A 17,915-nucleotide genomic window follows, 5' to 3' on the forward strand; every position below is an offset into this window, starting at 1 on the left:
TGCACACGCCGCAGTCGATGCAGACCTCGGGATCGATGACCAGGAAGTCGGGGCCTTCGTGGAAACACTCCACCGGGCAGACCGCGACGCAATCGGTGTACTTGCAGCGGATGCAGGCTTCGGTGACGACGTGGGTCATGAGGATTGCCCCCTTGGCGCCTGCGGCGCCGTCCCCCCGAGGGGGATCAACCCGCCCGGGAAACCCGGATCGGGCTGAGCCCCTCCATTCATCTGGAGGGTGGTCAAAGCCAGCTTGGCCAGCTTGCGCACATCGGGATCGGTGTCGGCCAGTGCACGCTCCAGCGGCGTGATCGCGCGGGCATCGCCGATCTCGCCGAGCGCAATCGCCGCTTCCTTGCGCAGGTTGCTCATCGCATGCTGCAGCGCGTCGCACAGGGCCGGCACGCCGGCGCGCGCCTTCAGCTTGCCGAGGCTGCGTGCGGCTTTCACGCGCACCTGCCAGTACGCGTCTCCCAGCGCCTGCACCAGTTCGACCACCGCGACGGCTGAGCCCAGCTTGCCCAGCGTGGTGGCAGCTTCTTCGCGCACCTGCCAGGCGCTATCGGCCAAAGCGCGCGTCAAAGCTGGCTGCACGCTGAGGCCGGCGGCGTCGTGGGCGAAGCCCAGCGCGCCGACGGCCGCGCGGCGCACCTCGGCTTCCGCGTCGTGCGCGGCCAGTTCGGTGAGCGCGCTGATCGCCCGGGCGTCCTTCAGGTAGCCCAGCACGCCCACCGCCTCGCGGCGCACTGTGGCGTCACCGTCGGCCAGCGAGGCCAGTGCGGGCAGAAAGGCCTCCGGCACCCGCAGCGCCTTGACCGCGCGCAGCGCAGCGGCCTTGACTGCAGGGTCGGCTTCGGCCACCCAGGGCAGCACCCAGGCGGCGGAGGCCGGCTCCTTCAGCTCACCCAAGGTGGCTGCGGTGGCTTCGCGCACGGCGGCGTCGGTGTCCTTCAGCAGCGGCACCAGCGCGCGCAGCACCTCGGGCTCTTCGAAGCCTTCGAGTGCCTTGGCCGCTTCGAGCCGCACGCTGGCATCGGTGTCGGCCAGTGCCACCACCAGCAGCGGCGCGACATCGTCTTCTTCATCGCAGTAGGGCAGGTCCAGCACCGCGACACGGCGCACGGCCGGGTCGGGGCTTTGCAGGCGTTGGTGGATCATGGGGGGGTCCTCCTCAGCGGACCAGGTAGGGAATGTTCACGTGCACCGCGCCGGTCGGGCAGTCCTTCTCGCAGGGCATGCAGTACCAGCATTCGTCGAACTTCATGAAGGCCTTGTTCTTCACGATGTCGATGGCCAGCACGTCCAGCGGGCAGACGTCGACGCAGACGGTGCAGCCCTTGTCGGCGATGCATTTGTCCTCGTCGACGATCACAGGGGCCTGGGTGCGGGTGAGGGCAATGGTCATGACTCGGCTCCTTCGGTGTCAGGCGGCTTGCGGCGTCGGTTCGGTGGCGGTGGCGGGGCCGGACCCTGCGACGCGCAGGCGCTGGTAGGCGGTGCGTTCTTCCTCGTTCAGCTCGACGACGTAGGGCTCCACCGCGCGCTTGCGAAAATGGGGCCTGCCGTCGGCATCGCTGGTGACATTGGTGTGGCAGAACCAGTCGGCGTCGTTCTTCTCGGGGTGGTCCACGCACAGGTGGTACAGGCCCCAGCGGCTTTCGGTGCGGTACAGCGAAGCGCGGGCCGCCAGTTCGGCGCAATCGCGGATGGCATGCACCTCCATCGCGCGCATCAACTCGTGCGGATCGTTGGCGACCATCTCGTCGAGGTCTTCGGTGATCTCGCCGAAGCGCTCCAGCCCGATCGCCATCTTGCGGGTGACCTTGGGCGGCTGCAGGTAGTCGTTGACGAAGCGGCGGGTCTTGTACTCGACCTGGAAGGGCGTCAGGCCCTCGCTGCGCGACAGGGGCGCCGCCACGCGTTCACGTTCGTCGCTGATGCGCTGGGCATCGACTTGCGGCGTGTCCGTGCCGGCCAGGTAGGCGGCGGCGTTCTCGCCGCAGAACTTGCCGTAGACGAAGGCGCCCAGCATGTAGTTGTGCGGGATGCTGGCGCAGTCACCCGCGGCATAGAGCCCGGGAATCGAGCACTCGCCGCGTTCGTTGGTCCAGATGCCCGAGGCGCTGTGGCCCGAGCAGAAACCGATCTCCGAGATGTGCATCTCGATCATGCGCTGGCGGTAGTTGGTGCCGCGGCCTTCGTGGAAGCGGCCGCGGCTGGGCCGCTCGTTGGTGTGCAGGATGTGCTCGATCTCGCTGATCGTTTCTTCGGCCAGGTGGTCGAGCTTCAGGAACACCGGGCCGCGGCCGCCTTCGAGTTCACTGAAGAACTCCAGCATCATCTGGCCGCTCCAGTAGTCGCATTCGATGAAGCGCTCACCTCTGGCGTTAGCGGTGTAGCCGCCGAAGGGTCCGGTGACATAGGCGCAGGCTGGGCCGTTGTAGTCCTTGATCAGCGGGTTGATCTGGAAGCACTCCAGGTTCGTGAGTTCCGCGCCGGCGTGGTAGGCCATCACGTGGCCTTCACCGCAGTTGGTCGGGTTCTCGTAGGTGCCGAACAGGTAGCCCGAGGCCGGCAGGCCCAGGCGGCCGGCGGCGCCGGTGCAGATCACCACGGCGCGGGCGCGGATGACGTAGAAGTCGGCCGTGCGGCAGTCGAATCCCATCACGCCGGCGATCTCGCCGTTGACGCCGGTGATCAGCCGTGTCGCGACGACGCGGTTGGTGATCTCGACCCGCGCGCGCTTCAACTGCCGGTAGAGCACGCGCTTCATGTGGTGGCCTTCGGGCATCGGCAGCACGTAGCTGCCGAGGTGGTGCACCTTGCGTACGGCGTAGTCGCCGGTTTCGTCCTTCTCGAACTTGACGCCCCAGCGGTCCAGCTCTTCGATCATCGCGAAGCTGTTGCTGGCGTAGGCGTAGACGCCTTTCTGGTCGACGATGCCGTCGTTGGCGACGGTGATCTCCTTGGTGTATTGCTCGGGCGTGGCGTGGCCGGGGATCACCGCGTTGTTCAGCCCGTCCATGCCCATCGAGATGGCGCCGCTGCGCTTGACGTTGGCCTTGTCCAGCAGCAGCACGCGCAGTTTGGGGTTGGCTTCCTTGGCTTTCACCGCGGCCATCGGGCCACCGGTGCCGCCGCCGACGACCACCAGGTCGTAGTCGAGTTCGATCGTCTTCATCAGTCCTCCAGCCGGTTGTGGGGAGCGGCGATCCGATCGACGCGGACCTTGTACTGGAACGCGTCGCCGCGGTAGTACAAGAGCTCGTGGTCGATCGGCGTGCCGTCGGTGAGGTGGGTGGTGCGCTCGATGTGCAGCACCGGTGAGCCTTCTTCGACGCGCAGCTGCGTGGCCAGCGTCTCGTCGGCCAGGGTCGAGCCGATCTGCAGGTCGGCATGGCCGAGCGCCAGGCCGTAGTCGTTCTCCAGGATCACGAAGATGTCGCGCGTGGCGAGGTCTTCCTTGGCCAGGCGCTGGCCGATGTGCAGCGGCACATAGGTCACGTCCAGGGAAATCGGCTCGCGGTTCAGGAAGCGCAGGCGCTTCAGCTCGGTGGCCTTGCCGCGTTTGGGCAGCGCCAGCCGCGTGGCTACCGCGGGTGGCGGTGTGACCGAGCGCAGCGACAGCACGCGGTTGTAGCTTTCATAACCGTGCTCGCGCATCGCTTCGCCAAAGCCCTGCAGCCGGCCCAGATCCTGGAAGGCCTTGGGCTTGGAGACGAAGCTGCCCTTGCCATGCAGGCGGAAGATCAGGCCTTCGTTCTGCAGGTCGCTGAGCGCTTGCCGCACGGTGATGCGGCTGACGCCGAAGCTGGCCATCATCTCGGCCTCGGAGGGCATTTGCTGGTGCGGCTGGTACGTGCCGTCGAGGATGCGTTCGCGCAGCAGTTGCTTGATCTGCGCATACAGCGGCGCTGGCGATTGCGCGGCGAGTTCCGCGGCCAAGTCGGCTGCGTCACCGGGGTACAGAGGCACGACGCGTGCGGGGGAAGGTTTGGGCTTGTTCATCGCGATCAACTCGTTATGACAAGTCATGACTAGCAATGGCCATGCCTGGCTCGCGCCAGACTGCGCTGCCTGGGCAAACCGGCAAGAAGGGCGGTCAGCGGGCGTTCAACGCCGGCCCATCACGGGGCGGGACGATCAAGCGTGGTGCACCAGATGCGCAGGCCGTGGTGCGGCCGGGGCGGCGCTTCAGTGGGGGTGGTCGACGACGGCGCGCACCAGCTGCGCGGCAGGCCCCACCAGTTCAGGCAGCTGCGCGACACGCTCCTGCTCCACCGCCTGCAGCACCCATTCATGGATGCCGCCGACCAGTGCGACGGCCAGTTCGGGCGGCAACTCGGGGCCGGCGACCTGCACGATGAAGTCGGCCAGCCGCTGCGCGTTGGCGCGCCGCGCGGCCAGGCCGGTGGGGCCCAGCGCGATGATGTCGACGAACAGCGTGCGCAGCAGCGGCGGGTTGCAGGCCAGCGTGCCGAAGTAGGCGGTCAGCGCCTGTTCCAGCTGTTGATGCCAGTCTCGCTGCGGGTCGATGGCTTGGCGGAGCACGTCCAGCGATTGGCGGCTGGCCGCCTCGTACAGCGCCACCAGGCAGGCGGCCTTGTCGGCGAAATGTTCGTAGAAGCTGCGCTTGGAGACGCGGGCTTCTGCCGCCAGGTCGGCGATGGTCACCGCTGCATAACCCTTGCTGGCCACGGCATGGGCCATCGCATCCAGCAGGCGGCGGCGGTGGTCGGTGGGGCTCAGCGTGTCGGCTGCGGCGGCGGTGTTCACGGCTGCATCATGCCACCGGCAGGACAGTGGTACTTGACAGTACCGCGACCGACGGGGATCATTCGATACCGCGCTGGTACCGGTGAGTACCAGCACACTGCAGCACTTCGGGAGTCCCGCATGAGCGAGTTGGTGGTTCGGCGTTTGCTGGTCGACCTGGAAGCCCCGCTGCCGCGGCACTGGAACGGCGGCGATGCCTTCCGCACGGCCTTCTTCGATGCGCTGTCGATGAGCTTTCCGGTCGGCGAGCAGTTCTTCATCGATTCGGTGCGCGCCGGCCTGCAGGCGCTGCCGCCCGAGCAGCGTCCGCGCTTCGAGGCCGAGGTCCGGGGCTTCATTGGCCAGGAAGCGACGCACCGGCGCATCCATGCGCTGTACAACGCGCAGCTGGCACAACAGGGGCTGGTGAACCGCTGGGAAGCACGGGCCAGGCGGCGCATCGATGCCTTGCAGGGTGCTGACCTGCGCAACCATCTTGCGGTGACCGCGGCCACCGAACATTTCACCGCGATCTTCGCGGACTACCTGTTGTCGAACCCAGTGCCGCTGGCCGGCGCCGAAGCGCGGCTGGACACCTTGTGGCGCTGGCATTCCAGCGAAGAGTCGGAACACCGCAGCACCGCCTTCGACCTGTACCGCGCACTCGGCGGCAATGAGGAGTGGCGGCTGCGCATCTTCCGCGTCGTCAGCGTCAACTTCATCACCGATGCGCTGCGCCAGACGCTGCTGAACCTGTGGCACGACGGCAGCTGGTGGCGGCCGTCGACCTGGATCGGCGGTGCGCGGCTGCTGTTCGGCCGCAACGGCCTCGTGCGCCAGCTGCATCGGCCCTGGCGGGAGTACCTGCGCGCGGACTTTCACCCGTCGCAGCAGGACGACAGCGCGGCGCGCCGCTGGTTGCAGCAGAACCCGCAGGCCTGGCGAGCGGTGTAGTGCAGGTGTAGTGCCGAGGGGCCTGCGGATCGGGGGCCGGCTGGCGCTGGTCGGCCTGGGGTCGCTCAGAGGCTGCTGAGCATCGTGCTGCCGAGATCGCCTGCTGCCTCGGCCACGCCGGTGAGCGTGACGCTCGTGGCGTAGAGCTCGATCTCGGCATCGATGTCGACGTAGAGCATGTCGTCTTCCACGGTGATGTAGCCGATGCCGACGATGAGGTCGCCATCGATGAGAGGCGGCTCTTGCTCCGGCAGCGGCGCAGCCGGCGTGCCGATCACGCCATCGAGCTGGAGCAGGTCTGCCGCGGTGGGTTCGCGGCTCAGGTCGTAGACGTCGTTGTTGGCGATGCCTTCGAACTGGATCGTCGTGTCCGCGAACTTCAGGCGTTCGATGTCGAACAGCTGGTCCGCGCCATCGCGGCCGGCGGTGTGATCGGTGACCCGGTAGCTCGACGTGGTGTAGTCGTACACGATGTCGTAGTCGGCCCGGTTGCCGTGGAAGAGGGCGGTGTCCTCGCCCTTGCCGCCGTAGAGCGCATCATCGCCGCCGTTGCCGGTGAAGCGGTCGTTGCCCCAATCGCCCTCCAGGGTGTAGCCCAGGTCGCTGCCGATCAGTTCATCGTCGCCTGCGCTGTACTGGTGCTGCGTGCCCGTCTGCGGCAGCGCGTCGGCGATCGAGAGCGTGATGTCGCCGAACTGGAGGTGCTCGATGTCGCGCAGCGTGTCGTTGCCGACGCGGTAGCTGCCGCTGGCCGCGTCAAAACTCACCGCGTACTGGGTGAAGCGGCCGCTGTACACGACGGTGTCGTCGCCCGCGCCGCCCTCGAAGCGGTTGCTGCCCTTGCCGCCATACAGCGTGTCGGCTTCCGGCGTGCCCGCCAGGTCCCAGCTGCCGTGAACGTGTTGCGGCGCGATGATCGTGCTCATGGCTGACCTCCTTGGTGTTGATGGTGTGGGGTCGATTCTGTGCACTGCGCGCCGGCCCGGAGGTGATCCGCATCACACGCCTGCAGGCGGAGTGTGTCCGCAGGTTACTGCATCTGCACACGCGCGCTATTCGAGATAGTGCGCGGCCACCGGGCTGCGCTAGAGCCAGGCCTCCAGCAGCTCCCGCAGCTGGGACTGGCTGAACGGCTTGGTCAGCCGGGCATCCATGCCGGCATCGCGCGCGCGGTCGGCATCGTCGGCAAAGGCATCGGCGGTCAGCGCCAGGATGGGTGTGCGCGGCAGGCCCAGCCGGGCTTCGTGCTCGCGGATGCGGCGCGTGGCCTCATAACCGTCGAGCAAGGGCATCTGGCAGTCCATCAGCACGGCATCGACCGGCTGGCGCTCGACGATCTCGGCGGCGCTCAGGCCGTTGTCGGCCTCCAGCACCTGCAGGCCGATGGACAGCAGCATCTCTACCGCGATCATGCGGTTCACCGGGTTGTCCTCGGCCAGCAGCACGGTGCCTTGCAGCACGGCTTCGCCGTCCAGTGCGCCCATCGCCGAATCGCCGGGCGCCAGCGGGGCCGGCGCGGGGTCGGCCGCCAGTCTCAGCGTGAAGCCGAACACCGAGCCGCGGCCGGCGGTGGACTGCACCTCGATGCGGCCGCCCATGGCCTCGACGATGCGCTGGCTGATGGACAGGCCCAGGCCGGTACCGCCACGGCTGCGGCGGCGCGAGGTGTCGATCTGGTAGAACGGATCGAACAGGCGGTCCAGCCGATCGGCCGGGATGCCGATGCCGCTGTCGCGCACTTCGAAGCGCACGCCCTCGGCGCGTTGCGTCACCTGCAAGCTGATGTGGCCGTGCTCGGTGAACTTGATGGCATTGCCGATCAGGTTGGACAGCACCTGTTTCAGGCGCTGGGCATCGCCGATCACCCGGTCGGCCACACTGGCGCCGAGCTCCAGCTCGAGCCGCAGGCCGCGTGCTTCGGCGTTGGCGCGGAACAGCGTCACGACCGACAGCAGCAGCGCGTGCAGCGACATCGGCGATTGACTGAGCGTGAACTTGCCGGCTTCGATCTTCGACTGGTCCAGCACGTCGTTGAGGATGGTCATCAGCGAACCGCCCGACGACGCGGCGACACGCGCCAGCCGGCGCTGCCGCGCATCGAGCCCGGAGCGCCGCAGCAGGTCCAGCGCGCCCAGCACGCCGTTCATCGGCGTGCGGATCTCGTGGCTCATCATCGCCAGGAACTCGGTCTTGGCGCGGCTGCCGGCCTCGGCGGCTTCCTTGGCCAGCTGCAGCGATGCGTTGGCCTCGTCCACTTCCAGCCGGTGGCGGATGGCGCGTTCGGTGATCTCGCTGTACTCGCGCGAGGCGCGGTGCAGCGTGACGCCGAAGATCACCGCCAGCACCGCCAGCGGCACCGAGCGCACCGGCTCCAGCACCAGGCTGACGACCATCAGCGTGCCCATCTGCGGTGCCACCAGCATCAGGTAGGACCTGCCGGCGAGCGACATGAACAGCGCCGCCGTCGCCACCGAGCCGGAGACGATGATCAGCATCACCGTGGCCTCGATGCCGCGCAGTTCCGGGTACACCATCACCAGCGCGATCGACCACAGCAGCCCGGCCAGTGCGGCATTGATCTCCATCGCGCTGCGTGCGCGCCGCAGGTCACCCGGGGGCACGTGGGCCTGGCCGGCATAGCGCCGGGCGATCTGCCAGCGCCACAGGCCCACCACCGGGCCCAGCACACCGATCAGCAGGCTGACCCAAGGCTCGGCCACGCGCAGGCTCAGGTACAGCAGGTAGAACGAGGCCAGCAGCTGCATCGGCACCGTGCGCACGGCGTTGTGCAGGCTCAGGCGCAGCAACTCCTGCTGCAGCTGGTGCTCGGCGTTCTGGCGGGTGCTCTGGCTGGCACTCATCGCCGAGCAGGGGTGGGCCCGGCGCGCAGCATTCAGCTGCCCGTGCGTGCTGCGGCCGGCCGGGCGCGGTAGACCTTGATCGGCGCCGCGGCGGCCTGCTGCAGCACGTTGCGCTTGATGCGGCCGACCACGTGCATCTCGCAGGGCTTGCAATCGAAGCGCAGCGTCAGCGTTTCGTCGCCATGGCGGATGGTCAGCGGCTCGGCGCGCACGGTGCCCTGCACACCCGTCACGCCCTTGGCCTGCTTGGGGCACAGGCTCAAGGAATAGCGCACGCAGTGCTTGGTGATCATCAGGCTGGCTTCGCCCAGCACCTCGTGGCTTTCGTAGGCCGCTTCGATGACCTTGACGCCGTGGCGCGCGTAGAAGTCGCGCGCCGGGTGGTTGTAGACGTTGGCCAGGTAGCTCAAGCTGTCTTCAGGGAAAGGCACCGGTGGCTCGACCGGCTGCGCGCGCGGTGGACGCACATGCGCCTTGGCGCGGGCGAGCTCGAGCGCGGCCACCGCATCGCGGCGCAGCGCATTCACCGCGCCGGCCGGCAGGAACCAGGGCTGGCTCAACGCCAGCTCGACGCCGCGGGCCGAGAAGATCGTGCTGCCCAGCTTGCCGATGTGCTCGCGCAGGCTTTGTTCGGCGCGCTCGCTGTTCTGCGCGGGCTGGTGGGCCTGCGCCAGCGTGGCCTGGCCGACGTGGCCGTCTTCGTCGTTCAAGGTCAGCAGGAAACCGTCCGGCGTTTCGTCGAGGCGGAGGTCGACGGCGATGCGGCGCTCGGCCGACTTCTTGTCGAGCTGCCGGTCCCAGGCCATGTCACGGTTGCGGTGCAATGCCGTGTGGGCGCGCAGGTCCTTCAGATCGGCCATCGGCTCGTTGGGGAACACGCGCCAGCGCCGGCCCGCGTCGTCGAGCGGCCGCGCGACATTGATCTGCGCGCCGCACAGCTCCTGCTGCAGGTCCCACCAGGTCAGGCCGTCGCCGTTGTTCACCGGGCTGGCACCGTCGGCCAGTTCGAGGTCGAAGTGGTCGGGGCCGGTGCGCAGCACGTGGCCCAGCGGCAGGCCGGCATGCTTGGGGCTGTCGAAGGCGCCGATGTCTTCCTTGCGGCCGTTGACGAAGTAGTCGGTGGCGCTGCGGTTGAAGTTGCGGTCGGGGTCGGGCGTGAACAGGAAGTGGCAACGCCCGGAAGACGAGCGGCGGTAGCGGCCATCGCCTTCGAGCAGCGCATCGAACAGCTGGCGGTAGTGGGCGGTGACGTTCTTGACGTAGCCCATGTCCTTGTAGCGGCCCTCGATCTTGAAGCTGCGGATGCCGGCCTCCACCAGCGCGCGCAGGTTCTCGCTCTGGTTGTTGTCCTTCACCGACAGCACATGCTTTTCATGCGCAACGATGCGGCCCTGCGCGTCGGTCACGGTGTAGGGCAGCCGGCATTCCTGCGAGCAGTTGCCGCGGTTGGCGCTGCGGCCGGTGTGGGCGTGGCTGATGAAGCACTGGCCCGAGTAGGCCACGCACAGCGCGCCGTGGATGAAGAATTCCAGCGTGGCCAGCTGCACCTGGGCCGCGATGGCCTGGATCTGCGGCAGCGTGAGTTCGCGCGCCAGCACCATCTGAGAGAAGCCCACGTCCTGCAGGAAGCGGGCTTTCTCGGGCGTGCGGATGTCGGTCTGCGTGCTGGCGTGCAGCTGGATCGGCGGCAGGTCCAGCTCCAGCAGGCCCATGTCCTGCACGATCAGCGCATCGGCGCCGGCTTCGTAAAGTTGCCAGGTGAGCCGGCGCGCGGCCTCGAGTTCGTCGTCGCGCAGGATGGTGTTCAGCGTGACGAAGATCTTCGCGTTGTAGCGGTGCGCGTGTTGCGCCAGGCGCGCGATGTCGGCCACCGTGTTGCCGGCATTGGCGCGCGCGCCGAAGTCCGGGCCGCCGATGTACACCGCATCGGCGCCATGGTCGATGGCGGCGATGCCGATGTCGGCATCCCGGGCGGGGGCGAGCAACTCGAGTTCGTGGCCGCCGCGCGAGGTGCTGGTTCGGGGGCCGAGGCTGTGGCGCGGATAAGGCATGGCGCCTCCGGTGATCAACCGGCGATTTTAGGGGCCGGCGCCCTTTGGTTCAGCGCTGCAACAATTGCATTGCGGCACCGTCGATGGCCGCCTTCAGTTCGGCATAGCTGCGGTTCACCGGGTACTGCGGAAACTGCGCGATGATGGATTCGGGCGGATGGATGAAGAAACCGGCATCGGCCGCGCCGAGCATGCCGGTGTCGTTGTACGAGTCGCCGGCCGCGATGACCTGAAAATTCAGCGACTTCAACGCGTTCACCGCGTGGCGCTTCTGGTCGGGCTGGCGCAGGGTGTAGTCGCGCACCACGCCGGCCTCGTCGACCACCAGCTTGTGGCAGAACAGCGTCGGCCGGCCGAGTTGCTGGATCAGCGGATCGGCGAATTCGTAGAAGGTGTCCGACAGGATGATGACCTGGTAGCGGCAGCGCAGGTCGTCGAGGAAGGCTTTGGCGCCTTCCATTGGCGCCATGCCGCCGATGACCTGCTGGATGTCGGCCAGCTTCAGGCCATGCTGGGCCAGCAGCGCGATGCGGTAGCGCATCAGCTTGTCGTAGTCGGGCTCCTCGCGGGTGGTGCGGCGGAATTCGGCGATGCCGGTGCGTTCGGCGAACGCGATCCAGATCTCGGGGATCAATACACCTTCGAGATCGAGGCAGACGACTTGCATGGGGCGGCGGGGACAGCGGGAAGGGGCCGCCATCGTAACGCAGGGGGCGCAGGAATCAGGTGACTCTCAGCTCAGACCGCCGCCACGGTGACGGCCACGCCCGACAACACCGCATTGCCCGACAGCGGGTCGATCACGGCATCGTCCAGGATGGCGTTCAGGCTGGCGCCCGGGCGCTGGGCGGCCACCGAGAGCCGGGCACCGGCCAGGTCGTGGCCCCAGCCATGCGGCAGGCTGACGACGCCCGGCATCACCGATTCGCTGCACTGCAGCGGCGCCTGGATGGCACGCCCGTCGCGCTGGATGGCGACCGTTGCGCCATCGGCCAGGCCGCGCGAGGCCGCGTCTTGCGGGTGCATCAGCAGCGTGCAGCGCTGCGGGCCCTTGGCCAGCAGCGGCAGGTTGTGCATCCAGCTGTTGTTCGAGCGCACGTCCCGCCGGCCGATGATCAGCAGCGGCTCGGCCGCGCTGTCGAGGTCGGCCACCGCATGTGGCACGTCGGCCAGCAGCGAGGGCGGCGCCAGCTCGATCCGGCCGCTGGCCGTGCGCAGCAGTTCGGGCAGGCGCGGTTGCAGCTCGCCCAGGTCGATGCCGCCGGGCGCGTCGGCCAGCTTCGCGAGGTTCAGGCCCTCGGGCTGGGCGCCGAACTGGTCGCCATACGGACCGCTGCGCAGAGCCAGGTCGAGCAGGCGCTCGGGGCCGGTCCAGCGCGAGACGGCTTGCAGCACCGCGGCGCTCGCGTCGCCGGCCTGGCGGCGAACGTCGTCGGCGATCAGTTCATCGTCCAGCGCTTGCAGGTCGGCATCGGCGCCACGGCCTTTCAGGATCGCGATCAGGCGCAGCAGGCTCTGCCATTCGGCCGGCTGGCCGGCCGGCGCAGGGAACACCGCCGTGCTGTAGCGCGCCTGGTTGCGCCAGCTCAGCTGCGGGAAGGCGATGTCGTAGTGGCTGTCTTCCAGCGGCGACAGGCCGGGCAGGATGACGTCGGCATGGCGCGTGGTCTCGTTCAGGTAGATGTCCAGGCTGACCATGAAGTCCAGCGTGTCCAGCGCCGCGGCGATGCGCGGGCCGTTGGGCGCCGACAGCACCGGGTTGCTGCCGACGGTGATCAGCGCCCGCACCTGGCCCGGGCCGGCGGTTTCGATCTCCTCGGCCAACCGGACCATGGGCAGCTCGCCGAAGACCTCCGGCGCGCCGCTGACGCGGCTGCGGTGTCGCCCGGTCACCACGCCGCGGCCGCTGCCGGGCCGGCCGCTGGTGTTGCCGGCGAAGGCCGGGGCCTTGGCGAACAGCATGCCGCCGGGTTCGTCGAGGTGGCCGGTGAGCGTGTTCAGCGCGTCAACGAACCATTGCGTCAGCGTGCCGAAGCGCTGGGTGCAGGTGCCCAGCCGGGCGTAGACGCAGGCCCGCTCGGCGCCGGCCAGCTGGCGCGCGAGCACGCGGAGGGTGTCGGCCGGGATGCCGCAGCGTGCCGCGGCGCGCTCGGGCGTGAAGGCCGCGACGGCATTGCGCAGTTCATCGACACCGTTGATCAGCGCCGTCAAACGGCCCAGCCGGACCAGGTTTTCAGCGAACAGCGTGTGCAGCATCGCGCCGAGCAGGTGCACATCGGTGCCAGGGCGGATGAAGTGGTGCGCATCGGCGACCTCGGCAGTTTCGGTGCGGCGCGGGTCGATCACCACCAGCCGGCCGCCGCGGGCGCGCAGCGCACGGGCCTTGCCGCGGAAATCCGGCACCGTCCACATGCTGCCGTTGCTGGCCATCGGGTTGGCGCCCAGCACCAGCATGAAGTCGGTGCGCGTGATGTCGGGCAGCGCAATCGACAGAAAGTTGCCGAACATCAGACCCGATTGCAGTTGCTTGGGCATCTGGTCCAGCGTGCTGGCCGAGAACACGTTCTTCGTGCCGGCTGCACGGACCAAGCGCGCGAAGTACAGCAGCAAGCCCATCTTGTGCGCCGCCGGGTTGCCCACCGACAGCGCCAGCGCGTCGCGTCCTTGCGCGGCCAGCAGCGGCGGCAGGCGGCGTTCGATCTCGGCGAAGGCTTCGTCCCAGCTCACCGCCACATGCTGGCCGTTGCGCTTGAGCAGCGGCTGGCGCAGCCGATCGGGGTCTTCATGCAGGTCCTTCAGCGCCACTGCCTTGGGGCAGATGTAGCCGCGGCTCAGCACGTCGCTGTCCATGCCGCGGATGCTGAGCACCTTGTCGGCTTCGGTCCGGATTTCCAGGCCGCAACAGGCTTCGCAGAGCGGGCAGATGCGGTAGTGCGTGGCGGTGGCGGCGGGTGTGGGCATGGTGTCGGTCCTGGGTGGAGACAGACCTTATCGCCGGTCCGGTACCGCTTTGTCCGTCACACAGGCGACGGTAGACGACGCAGGCTGCCTTGACGATGACCTGGCAGGTCAAGCGGGAACAAGCAACAAGCAGGCAACGGGCAACGGGCAACGGGCCGGACGAGCCTATTCGGCCGCCGACAGCTGCGCGCTGAGCTTGCGGCTGCGGCCGCTGCGCCAGGCCGTGACGCTGATGCGGTCGCCGGGCTGGTGCTTTTCCAGCGCCGTCAGCATGTCGTCGAGGTTCTTCACCGGTTCGTCGTTGATCGCGGTGATCACGTCGCCGGGCTGGATGCTGCCATCGGCGGCGCGCATGAAGGGTTGCAGCCCGGCCTTGGCCGCGGGGCTGGCCGGCTGCACCTGCAGCAGCGCCACGCCATCGGGCAGGCGCAGCGCCCGGTGCACCTGCTCCGGGGCCGACGAAATGCCCAGCGCCGGCCGCGTGATGCGGCCGTCGCGGATCAGCCGCGGCACGATGCGGTTGACCTCGTCCACCGGAATCGCGAAGCCGATGCCGGCACTCGCGCCCGAAGGGCTGTAGATCGCGGTGTTCACGCCGATCAGCCGGCCCGCGGAGTCCAGCAGCGGCCCGCCGGAGTTGCCCGGGTTGATGGCCGCATCGGTCTGGATCACGCCGCGGATCGTGCGCTGGTTGACCGAATCGATCTCGCGGTTCAGCGCGCTGACGATGCCGGCGGTCAGCGTCTGGTCCAGGCCGAAGGGGTTGCCGATGGCATAGACCTTCTGGCCGACCTGCAGGTCGCGGCTGGTGCCCATCGGGATCGGCGCGAGTTTGTCGCGCGGCAGCTCGATCTTCAGCACCGCGAGGTCGCGGTCCGGGTAGGCACCGACCAAGGTGGCGCGGTGCGTGCTCTGGTCGGCCAGCGTCACGCGGGCGCCGTCGCCGCCCTGGATGACGTGGAAGTTGGTCACCACATGGCCCTGGGTGTCCCAGACGAAGCCGGTGCCGGTGCCGCGCGGCACCTGCTGCATGCTGCGCGAGAAGAAGTCGCGCGTCATCTCCAGCGTCGTGATGTGCACCACCGAGGGCGACACGCGCTTGAAGACCTCGATGTTGGCCAGCTCGTCCGCGGCCAGCGCGCCGCGCGGTGTGATGGGGCGCGCCGGTGCTTCGCCGCGCTGGGCCAGCGCAGGGGAGACGAGGGCCGACATGCCCAGGGCCAACAGCAGCAAGACGGGCGGGCGCATGCTCAGCTCACGATGTAGGCTGCGGCCGCCGTGGCGATCAGCGTGCCGTCGTTGTTGACCAGGCGCATCTGCGTCGACCCCACGCGCCCGCCCAGGCGCGTGACCTCGGCGCTGGCGACGAAGTGTTCACCCATGCCCTGGCGCAGGAAGTCGACGCGCAGGTCGATGGTTCCCATCTTCAGGAAGCGGTGCATCACCTGCTCCGTGCTCTCGTGGCCGTGCTTGTCGGCAATCGCCAGCATCAGCGCGCAGCCACCCATTGCATCCAGTGCGGCAGAAATCACGCCGCCGTGCAGCCGGCCGTAGTGGTAGTGCCCCACCAGCTCGGGCCGCATGTCGAAACGCACGCGGAAGTCCGGCCGCAGCTGCAGCACCTTCAGGCCCAGCATCTGGTTGAACGTGATCTTGTGCTCGACCAGGTCGATCAACTCGGCATCGAGGCGGGCCTGTTCGGTGGCGCTGCGCTGGGGCGGGGTGGTGGACATCGCCGCGAAGCATAGCGCCCAGGATGGCACGGATCCGCGCGCCGGATCTCCGTACTGGCTCAAGCTTGCCGCCGTCCTGCCGAAAGCAGCAGGATGAATCGCCTGTCCACCCTTGTGACGCTGATTGCGCTGGCCGGCATCGGCTGGGCCTGCGCCTTTGCCGTGATCGGCTTGGCCCTCTTCGCCCGCGTGCCTGACAACGGACCGCTGGCTGTCGTGTTTGGCGCTTTTGGCTTTGTCGCCGGGGCGGCCTGCACGGTGCTGCGGCTGGCCTTCGAGCAGCAATTGCCGCGTGAACTGGTCGCCGGCTTGCGCAGGCCAGCGCAGGCCAGCGAAGCGGCGGATGCGGCACCGGGCGCGCGCGCCAGCGTGTTCGGCGCATGAGCTCAGAGAAACTTCAAGAGGAGCCGACGATGATCCAGGTGCAGATCGCCTCGACGCTGGACGCCGCCGGCGTGACCGGCGTGCGCTGGGTGCTGATCGACCCGAGCGAGGCCGTGGCCACGCCGTCGGTGGCGCCGATGCAGCGCGCCGAACCCGCTGCGCCACAACCGTCGCTGCCCGGCACGCGCGTCAAGCGCACCTCGTTGACCTTGCATGTCATCAGCGCTGCGCTGCTGCTGGGTGCCCTGGTCGGCGCCTGGTGGGCTGCCAGCTTGATGCTGGAATCACGTGGCGCGACGACGCCGCAGGCCGCCGCCACCCAGGCCCGGCCAAGCTGAACGACACACGCCCGAGGAGGACCGCATGGACACCGAACCCCTGCGCTGGGATGACGAACAATTGCTGCTGGGTGTGCGCGTGCGCGCCCATTTTTTTGACCCCGACGCGGTGGCTGGCCAGGACGACTGGGTGGCGCGGCTGCTGCCGGTGCTGCCCCATCCCGGCCATGCCAGTCCGAAGTCGCTGCACCATGACGGCGAGCGCGGCAGCTACGTGGTGGGCGACCTGTTGGCCTGCCCCGACGCCGTGTTCGAACATGGCAACGGGCTGATCTGCCTGACGCATCGCAACGCCGACAAGCTTTCACACGACCCGCAGCGCTGGCCGCGCCAGCTGCGCATCGACGCGATGCTGCAAAGCATCGTCAGCGCGATGGCAGTGTCCGGCCAGCGCCAGCAGCCCACCGCGGCGCTGCTGCGCTGCCACAACGTGCTGTACCAGTTCGACCCCAGCCCGCCGGTGCTGGAATGCCTGGCCACCCACATCGGGGCGGCCAAGCGTTACTGCGGCGAGCCGGCGCAAATCAGCGTGCAGCAACTGGCGGCGTACTGCGAGCCGCGGCTGCGCGCCTTGCCGGCGCCGCCGGGCAGCGACGCGCCACCGGATCAGTGCGACATCGCCTTTGCCGACACCACGCCGTCGGCAGCAGCCATGCACGACGCCTGACCGGCCGTCTCCAACGCCCAGCCCTCGGTGGCACGGCTGCTGTTCAGCCACTGCTTGCCGGCGCCCATCAGGCCGCGCCGGGCGGCGCGCTGCAGCAGTTGTTCACAGTCCGCCGAGGTCAGCAGCAGCGCCAGGCGTTGCCAGCGGCGCTGCACCAGCGCATCGGCCCAGGCGGTTTCCATCGCGCGGCGTGCCGCCGCACCATCGAGCACCGGTCCGGCGGACAAGCGGCGGGCCAGCAGCGTGTGCATGAAGACCTGGAAGGCCTGGCGGGCTTCGCTCGAGGGCATCAGCACCGCCAGCGCGACCAGGCGGCGCGCATAACCGGCCTCGCAGAACTGCAGCGTCAGCATCACCTGCAGCGCCTGCACCGGGTTCAGCACACGCACGCGGTTCGGCGGCAGCACCCACAGCGGCAGCGTGGCCGCCTGGGCATGGGCCAGCGGCGTGACCAGGCTGATCAGCAGCGCCAGGCGAGCCCATTCGATGGCATTCAGGCCATCGATCTCGGTGCATTCGCCGGCTTCGATGCGGCGGGCGTTGGCCAGCGCGCTGTCCCAGCGGTGATCGGCCTTGGCGGTGAGCGCGGCCTGGCTCAGCATCACCAGGTTGCCGGCCGCGACGCCGGCGGCGGTGTTCAGGCGGGTGATCGTGGGTTCGGTGCCGTCGCTGGCGGCCAGCGGTGTGCGGGTGACCGGGCATTCGTCGGCCTGCAACTGGGTCAGGTAGTTCGGCACGACCTGCACGGCTTCGAAAGCCAGGCCATGCTGCCAGGCCGCCAGGCGCAGTTGCAGCCACTGGCGCACGGCACGGCTGGGCTTCAGCGTGCGGGCGCCAAACACCGCACGGCCGGCGCTCCAGCCCTGGCGCACCGGGTTCTCGGCGTGCAGGTGCGCCACTGGCGGCGTCAGGCGGTAGTGCGCGAGGTCCCAGCCGATCTCGAAGCCGCTGCCGTCGCGGCCCTGCGGGCGGGCGCCATGGCTGGTTGCGAAGGGGGTGGCTGTGCTGCCGCCCGTGGCGGCGGGACTGGTGGAGTCACCACCTGTGGCGGCGACGACGGGGGTGTCGAACGTGAAGGCGGCTTGTGCCATGGTCGGGCTCCTGGAGCTGGGCGCCGAGACGTCCTCGGCAAAACCAGTCTCCCGGCTGGGTGGCTCAAATAGTGAGCCACCCCAGGAAGAATATTTTTCTGCTGTCGCGATAGGGTGGCT

Annotated in this window: 17 protein-coding genes and 1 pseudogene; 4 read left to right on the forward strand and 14 right to left on the reverse strand. The window is 68.8% G+C overall.

Annotated features, from left to right (window positions below; genetic code table 11):
• From VLK61_RS13320 to VLK61_RS13345, 6 genes and pseudogenes are all read right to left on the reverse strand, one after another.
• Nucleotides 1-139: pseudogene (locus VLK61_RS13320) on the reverse strand (ferredoxin); the annotation flags it as partial.
• Nucleotides 136-1,158 carry a HEAT repeat domain-containing protein gene (locus VLK61_RS13325; protein ID WP_325421923.1) on the reverse strand — a complete coding sequence of 341 codons (1,023 nt, stop codon included), beginning with the start codon at nucleotides 1,156-1,158 and terminating at the stop codon, nucleotides 136-138. The gene VLK61_RS13325 and the pseudogene VLK61_RS13320, both read right to left, overlap by 4 nt.
• A gap of 13 nt (nucleotides 1,159-1,171) precedes the next feature.
• Nucleotides 1,172-1,405: a 4Fe-4S dicluster domain-containing protein gene (locus tag VLK61_RS13330; protein WP_325421924.1), complete on the reverse strand. Its 234-nt coding sequence runs from the start codon at nucleotides 1,403-1,405 to the stop codon at nucleotides 1,172-1,174.
• Between the two features lie 18 nt (nucleotides 1,406-1,423).
• A complete protein-coding gene (locus VLK61_RS13335; protein WP_325421925.1) occupies nucleotides 1,424-3,181 on the reverse strand; it encodes a fumarate reductase/succinate dehydrogenase flavoprotein subunit in 1,758 nt (585 codons plus the stop codon).
• Entirely contained in the window at nucleotides 3,181-4,008 is an 828-nt protein-coding gene (locus tag VLK61_RS13340) for a GntR family transcriptional regulator (RefSeq protein ID WP_325421927.1), read from the reverse strand. Before VLK61_RS13340 ends, VLK61_RS13335 begins: the two co-directional genes overlap by 1 nt.
• Nucleotides 4,009-4,194: 186 nt before the next feature.
• Nucleotides 4,195-4,776, reverse strand: coding sequence for a TetR/AcrR family transcriptional regulator (locus VLK61_RS13345; protein WP_325421930.1), 582 nt, complete (start codon nucleotides 4,774-4,776; stop codon nucleotides 4,195-4,197).
• 120 nt (nucleotides 4,777-4,896) lie between these two features.
• Here VLK61_RS13345 and VLK61_RS13350 point away from each other — a divergent pair, with 120 nt between their 5' ends.
• Nucleotides 4,897-5,709: a metal-dependent hydrolase gene (locus VLK61_RS13350; protein ID WP_325421932.1), complete on the forward strand. Its 813-nt coding sequence runs from the start codon at nucleotides 4,897-4,899 to the stop codon at nucleotides 5,707-5,709.
• 65 nt (nucleotides 5,710-5,774) lie between these two features.
• Here VLK61_RS13350 and VLK61_RS13355 read toward each other — a convergent pair whose 3' ends face one another.
• From VLK61_RS13355 to VLK61_RS13385, 7 genes are all read right to left on the reverse strand, one after another.
• Nucleotides 5,775-6,635, reverse strand: coding sequence for a hypothetical protein (locus tag VLK61_RS13355; protein ID WP_325421934.1), 861 nt, complete (start codon nucleotides 6,633-6,635; stop codon nucleotides 5,775-5,777).
• Nucleotides 6,636-6,794: 159 nt separating this feature from the next.
• Nucleotides 6,795-8,570 carry an ATP-binding protein gene (locus tag VLK61_RS13360; RefSeq protein ID WP_325421936.1) on the reverse strand — a complete coding sequence of 592 codons (1,776 nt, stop codon included), beginning with the start codon at nucleotides 8,568-8,570 and terminating at the stop codon, nucleotides 6,795-6,797.
• A 32-nt stretch (nucleotides 8,571-8,602) separates the two neighbouring features.
• Nucleotides 8,603-10,621 carry a peptidase U32 family protein gene (locus VLK61_RS13365; protein ID WP_325421938.1) on the reverse strand — a complete coding sequence of 673 codons (2,019 nt, stop codon included), beginning with the start codon at nucleotides 10,619-10,621 and terminating at the stop codon, nucleotides 8,603-8,605.
• 49 nt (nucleotides 10,622-10,670) lie between these two features.
• The gene (gene thrH, locus VLK61_RS13370) at nucleotides 10,671-11,288 is read right to left on the reverse strand and encodes a bifunctional phosphoserine phosphatase/homoserine phosphotransferase ThrH (RefSeq protein ID WP_325421940.1); all 618 of its coding nucleotides are present in this window, start codon (nucleotides 11,286-11,288) and stop codon (nucleotides 10,671-10,673) included.
• 71 nt (nucleotides 11,289-11,359) lie between these two features.
• Nucleotides 11,360-13,582 (reverse strand): molybdopterin-dependent oxidoreductase, encoded by a 2,223-nt coding sequence (locus tag VLK61_RS13375; RefSeq protein ID WP_325421942.1) that lies wholly within the window; start codon nucleotides 13,580-13,582, stop codon nucleotides 11,360-11,362.
• Between the two features lie 165 nt (nucleotides 13,583-13,747).
• Nucleotides 13,748-14,830 (reverse strand): S1C family serine protease, encoded by a 1,083-nt coding sequence (locus VLK61_RS13380; RefSeq protein ID WP_414636810.1) that lies wholly within the window; start codon nucleotides 14,828-14,830, stop codon nucleotides 13,748-13,750.
• 2 nt (nucleotides 14,831-14,832) lie between these two features.
• Entirely contained in the window at nucleotides 14,833-15,315 is a 483-nt protein-coding gene (locus VLK61_RS13385) for a thioesterase family protein (protein ID WP_325421944.1), read from the reverse strand.
• Nucleotides 15,316-15,408: 93 nt separating this feature from the next.
• Between VLK61_RS13385 and VLK61_RS13390 the strand changes: the two genes are divergently transcribed.
• Genes VLK61_RS13390 through VLK61_RS13400 form a run of 3 tightly spaced genes read left to right on the forward strand, consistent with a single transcriptional unit; the run spans nucleotide 15,409 to nucleotide 16,704 of the window.
• On the forward strand, nucleotides 15,409-15,699 hold the full coding sequence (locus VLK61_RS13390) for a hypothetical protein (RefSeq protein ID WP_325421946.1): 291 nt from the start codon (nucleotides 15,409-15,411) through the stop codon (nucleotides 15,697-15,699).
• Nucleotides 15,700-15,728: 29 nt separating this feature from the next.
• Nucleotides 15,729-16,037: a hypothetical protein gene (locus VLK61_RS13395; protein ID WP_325421948.1), complete on the forward strand. Its 309-nt coding sequence runs from the start codon at nucleotides 15,729-15,731 to the stop codon at nucleotides 16,035-16,037.
• 25 nt (nucleotides 16,038-16,062) lie between these two features.
• Nucleotides 16,063-16,704: a hypothetical protein gene (locus VLK61_RS13400; RefSeq protein WP_325421950.1), complete on the forward strand. Its 642-nt coding sequence runs from the start codon at nucleotides 16,063-16,065 to the stop codon at nucleotides 16,702-16,704.
• Here the strand turns inward: VLK61_RS13400 and VLK61_RS13405 are convergent.
• Entirely contained in the window at nucleotides 16,644-17,795 is a 1,152-nt protein-coding gene (locus VLK61_RS13405) for a hypothetical protein (protein WP_325421952.1), read from the reverse strand. The two genes, VLK61_RS13400 and VLK61_RS13405, sit on opposite strands and share 61 nt — an antisense overlap.
• Between the last annotated feature and the right edge of the window lie 120 nt (nucleotides 17,796-17,915).

This window comes from Aquabacterium sp., from assembly GCF_035476535.1.
Classification (GTDB): Bacteria; Pseudomonadota; Gammaproteobacteria; order Burkholderiales; family Burkholderiaceae_C; genus Pseudaquabacterium.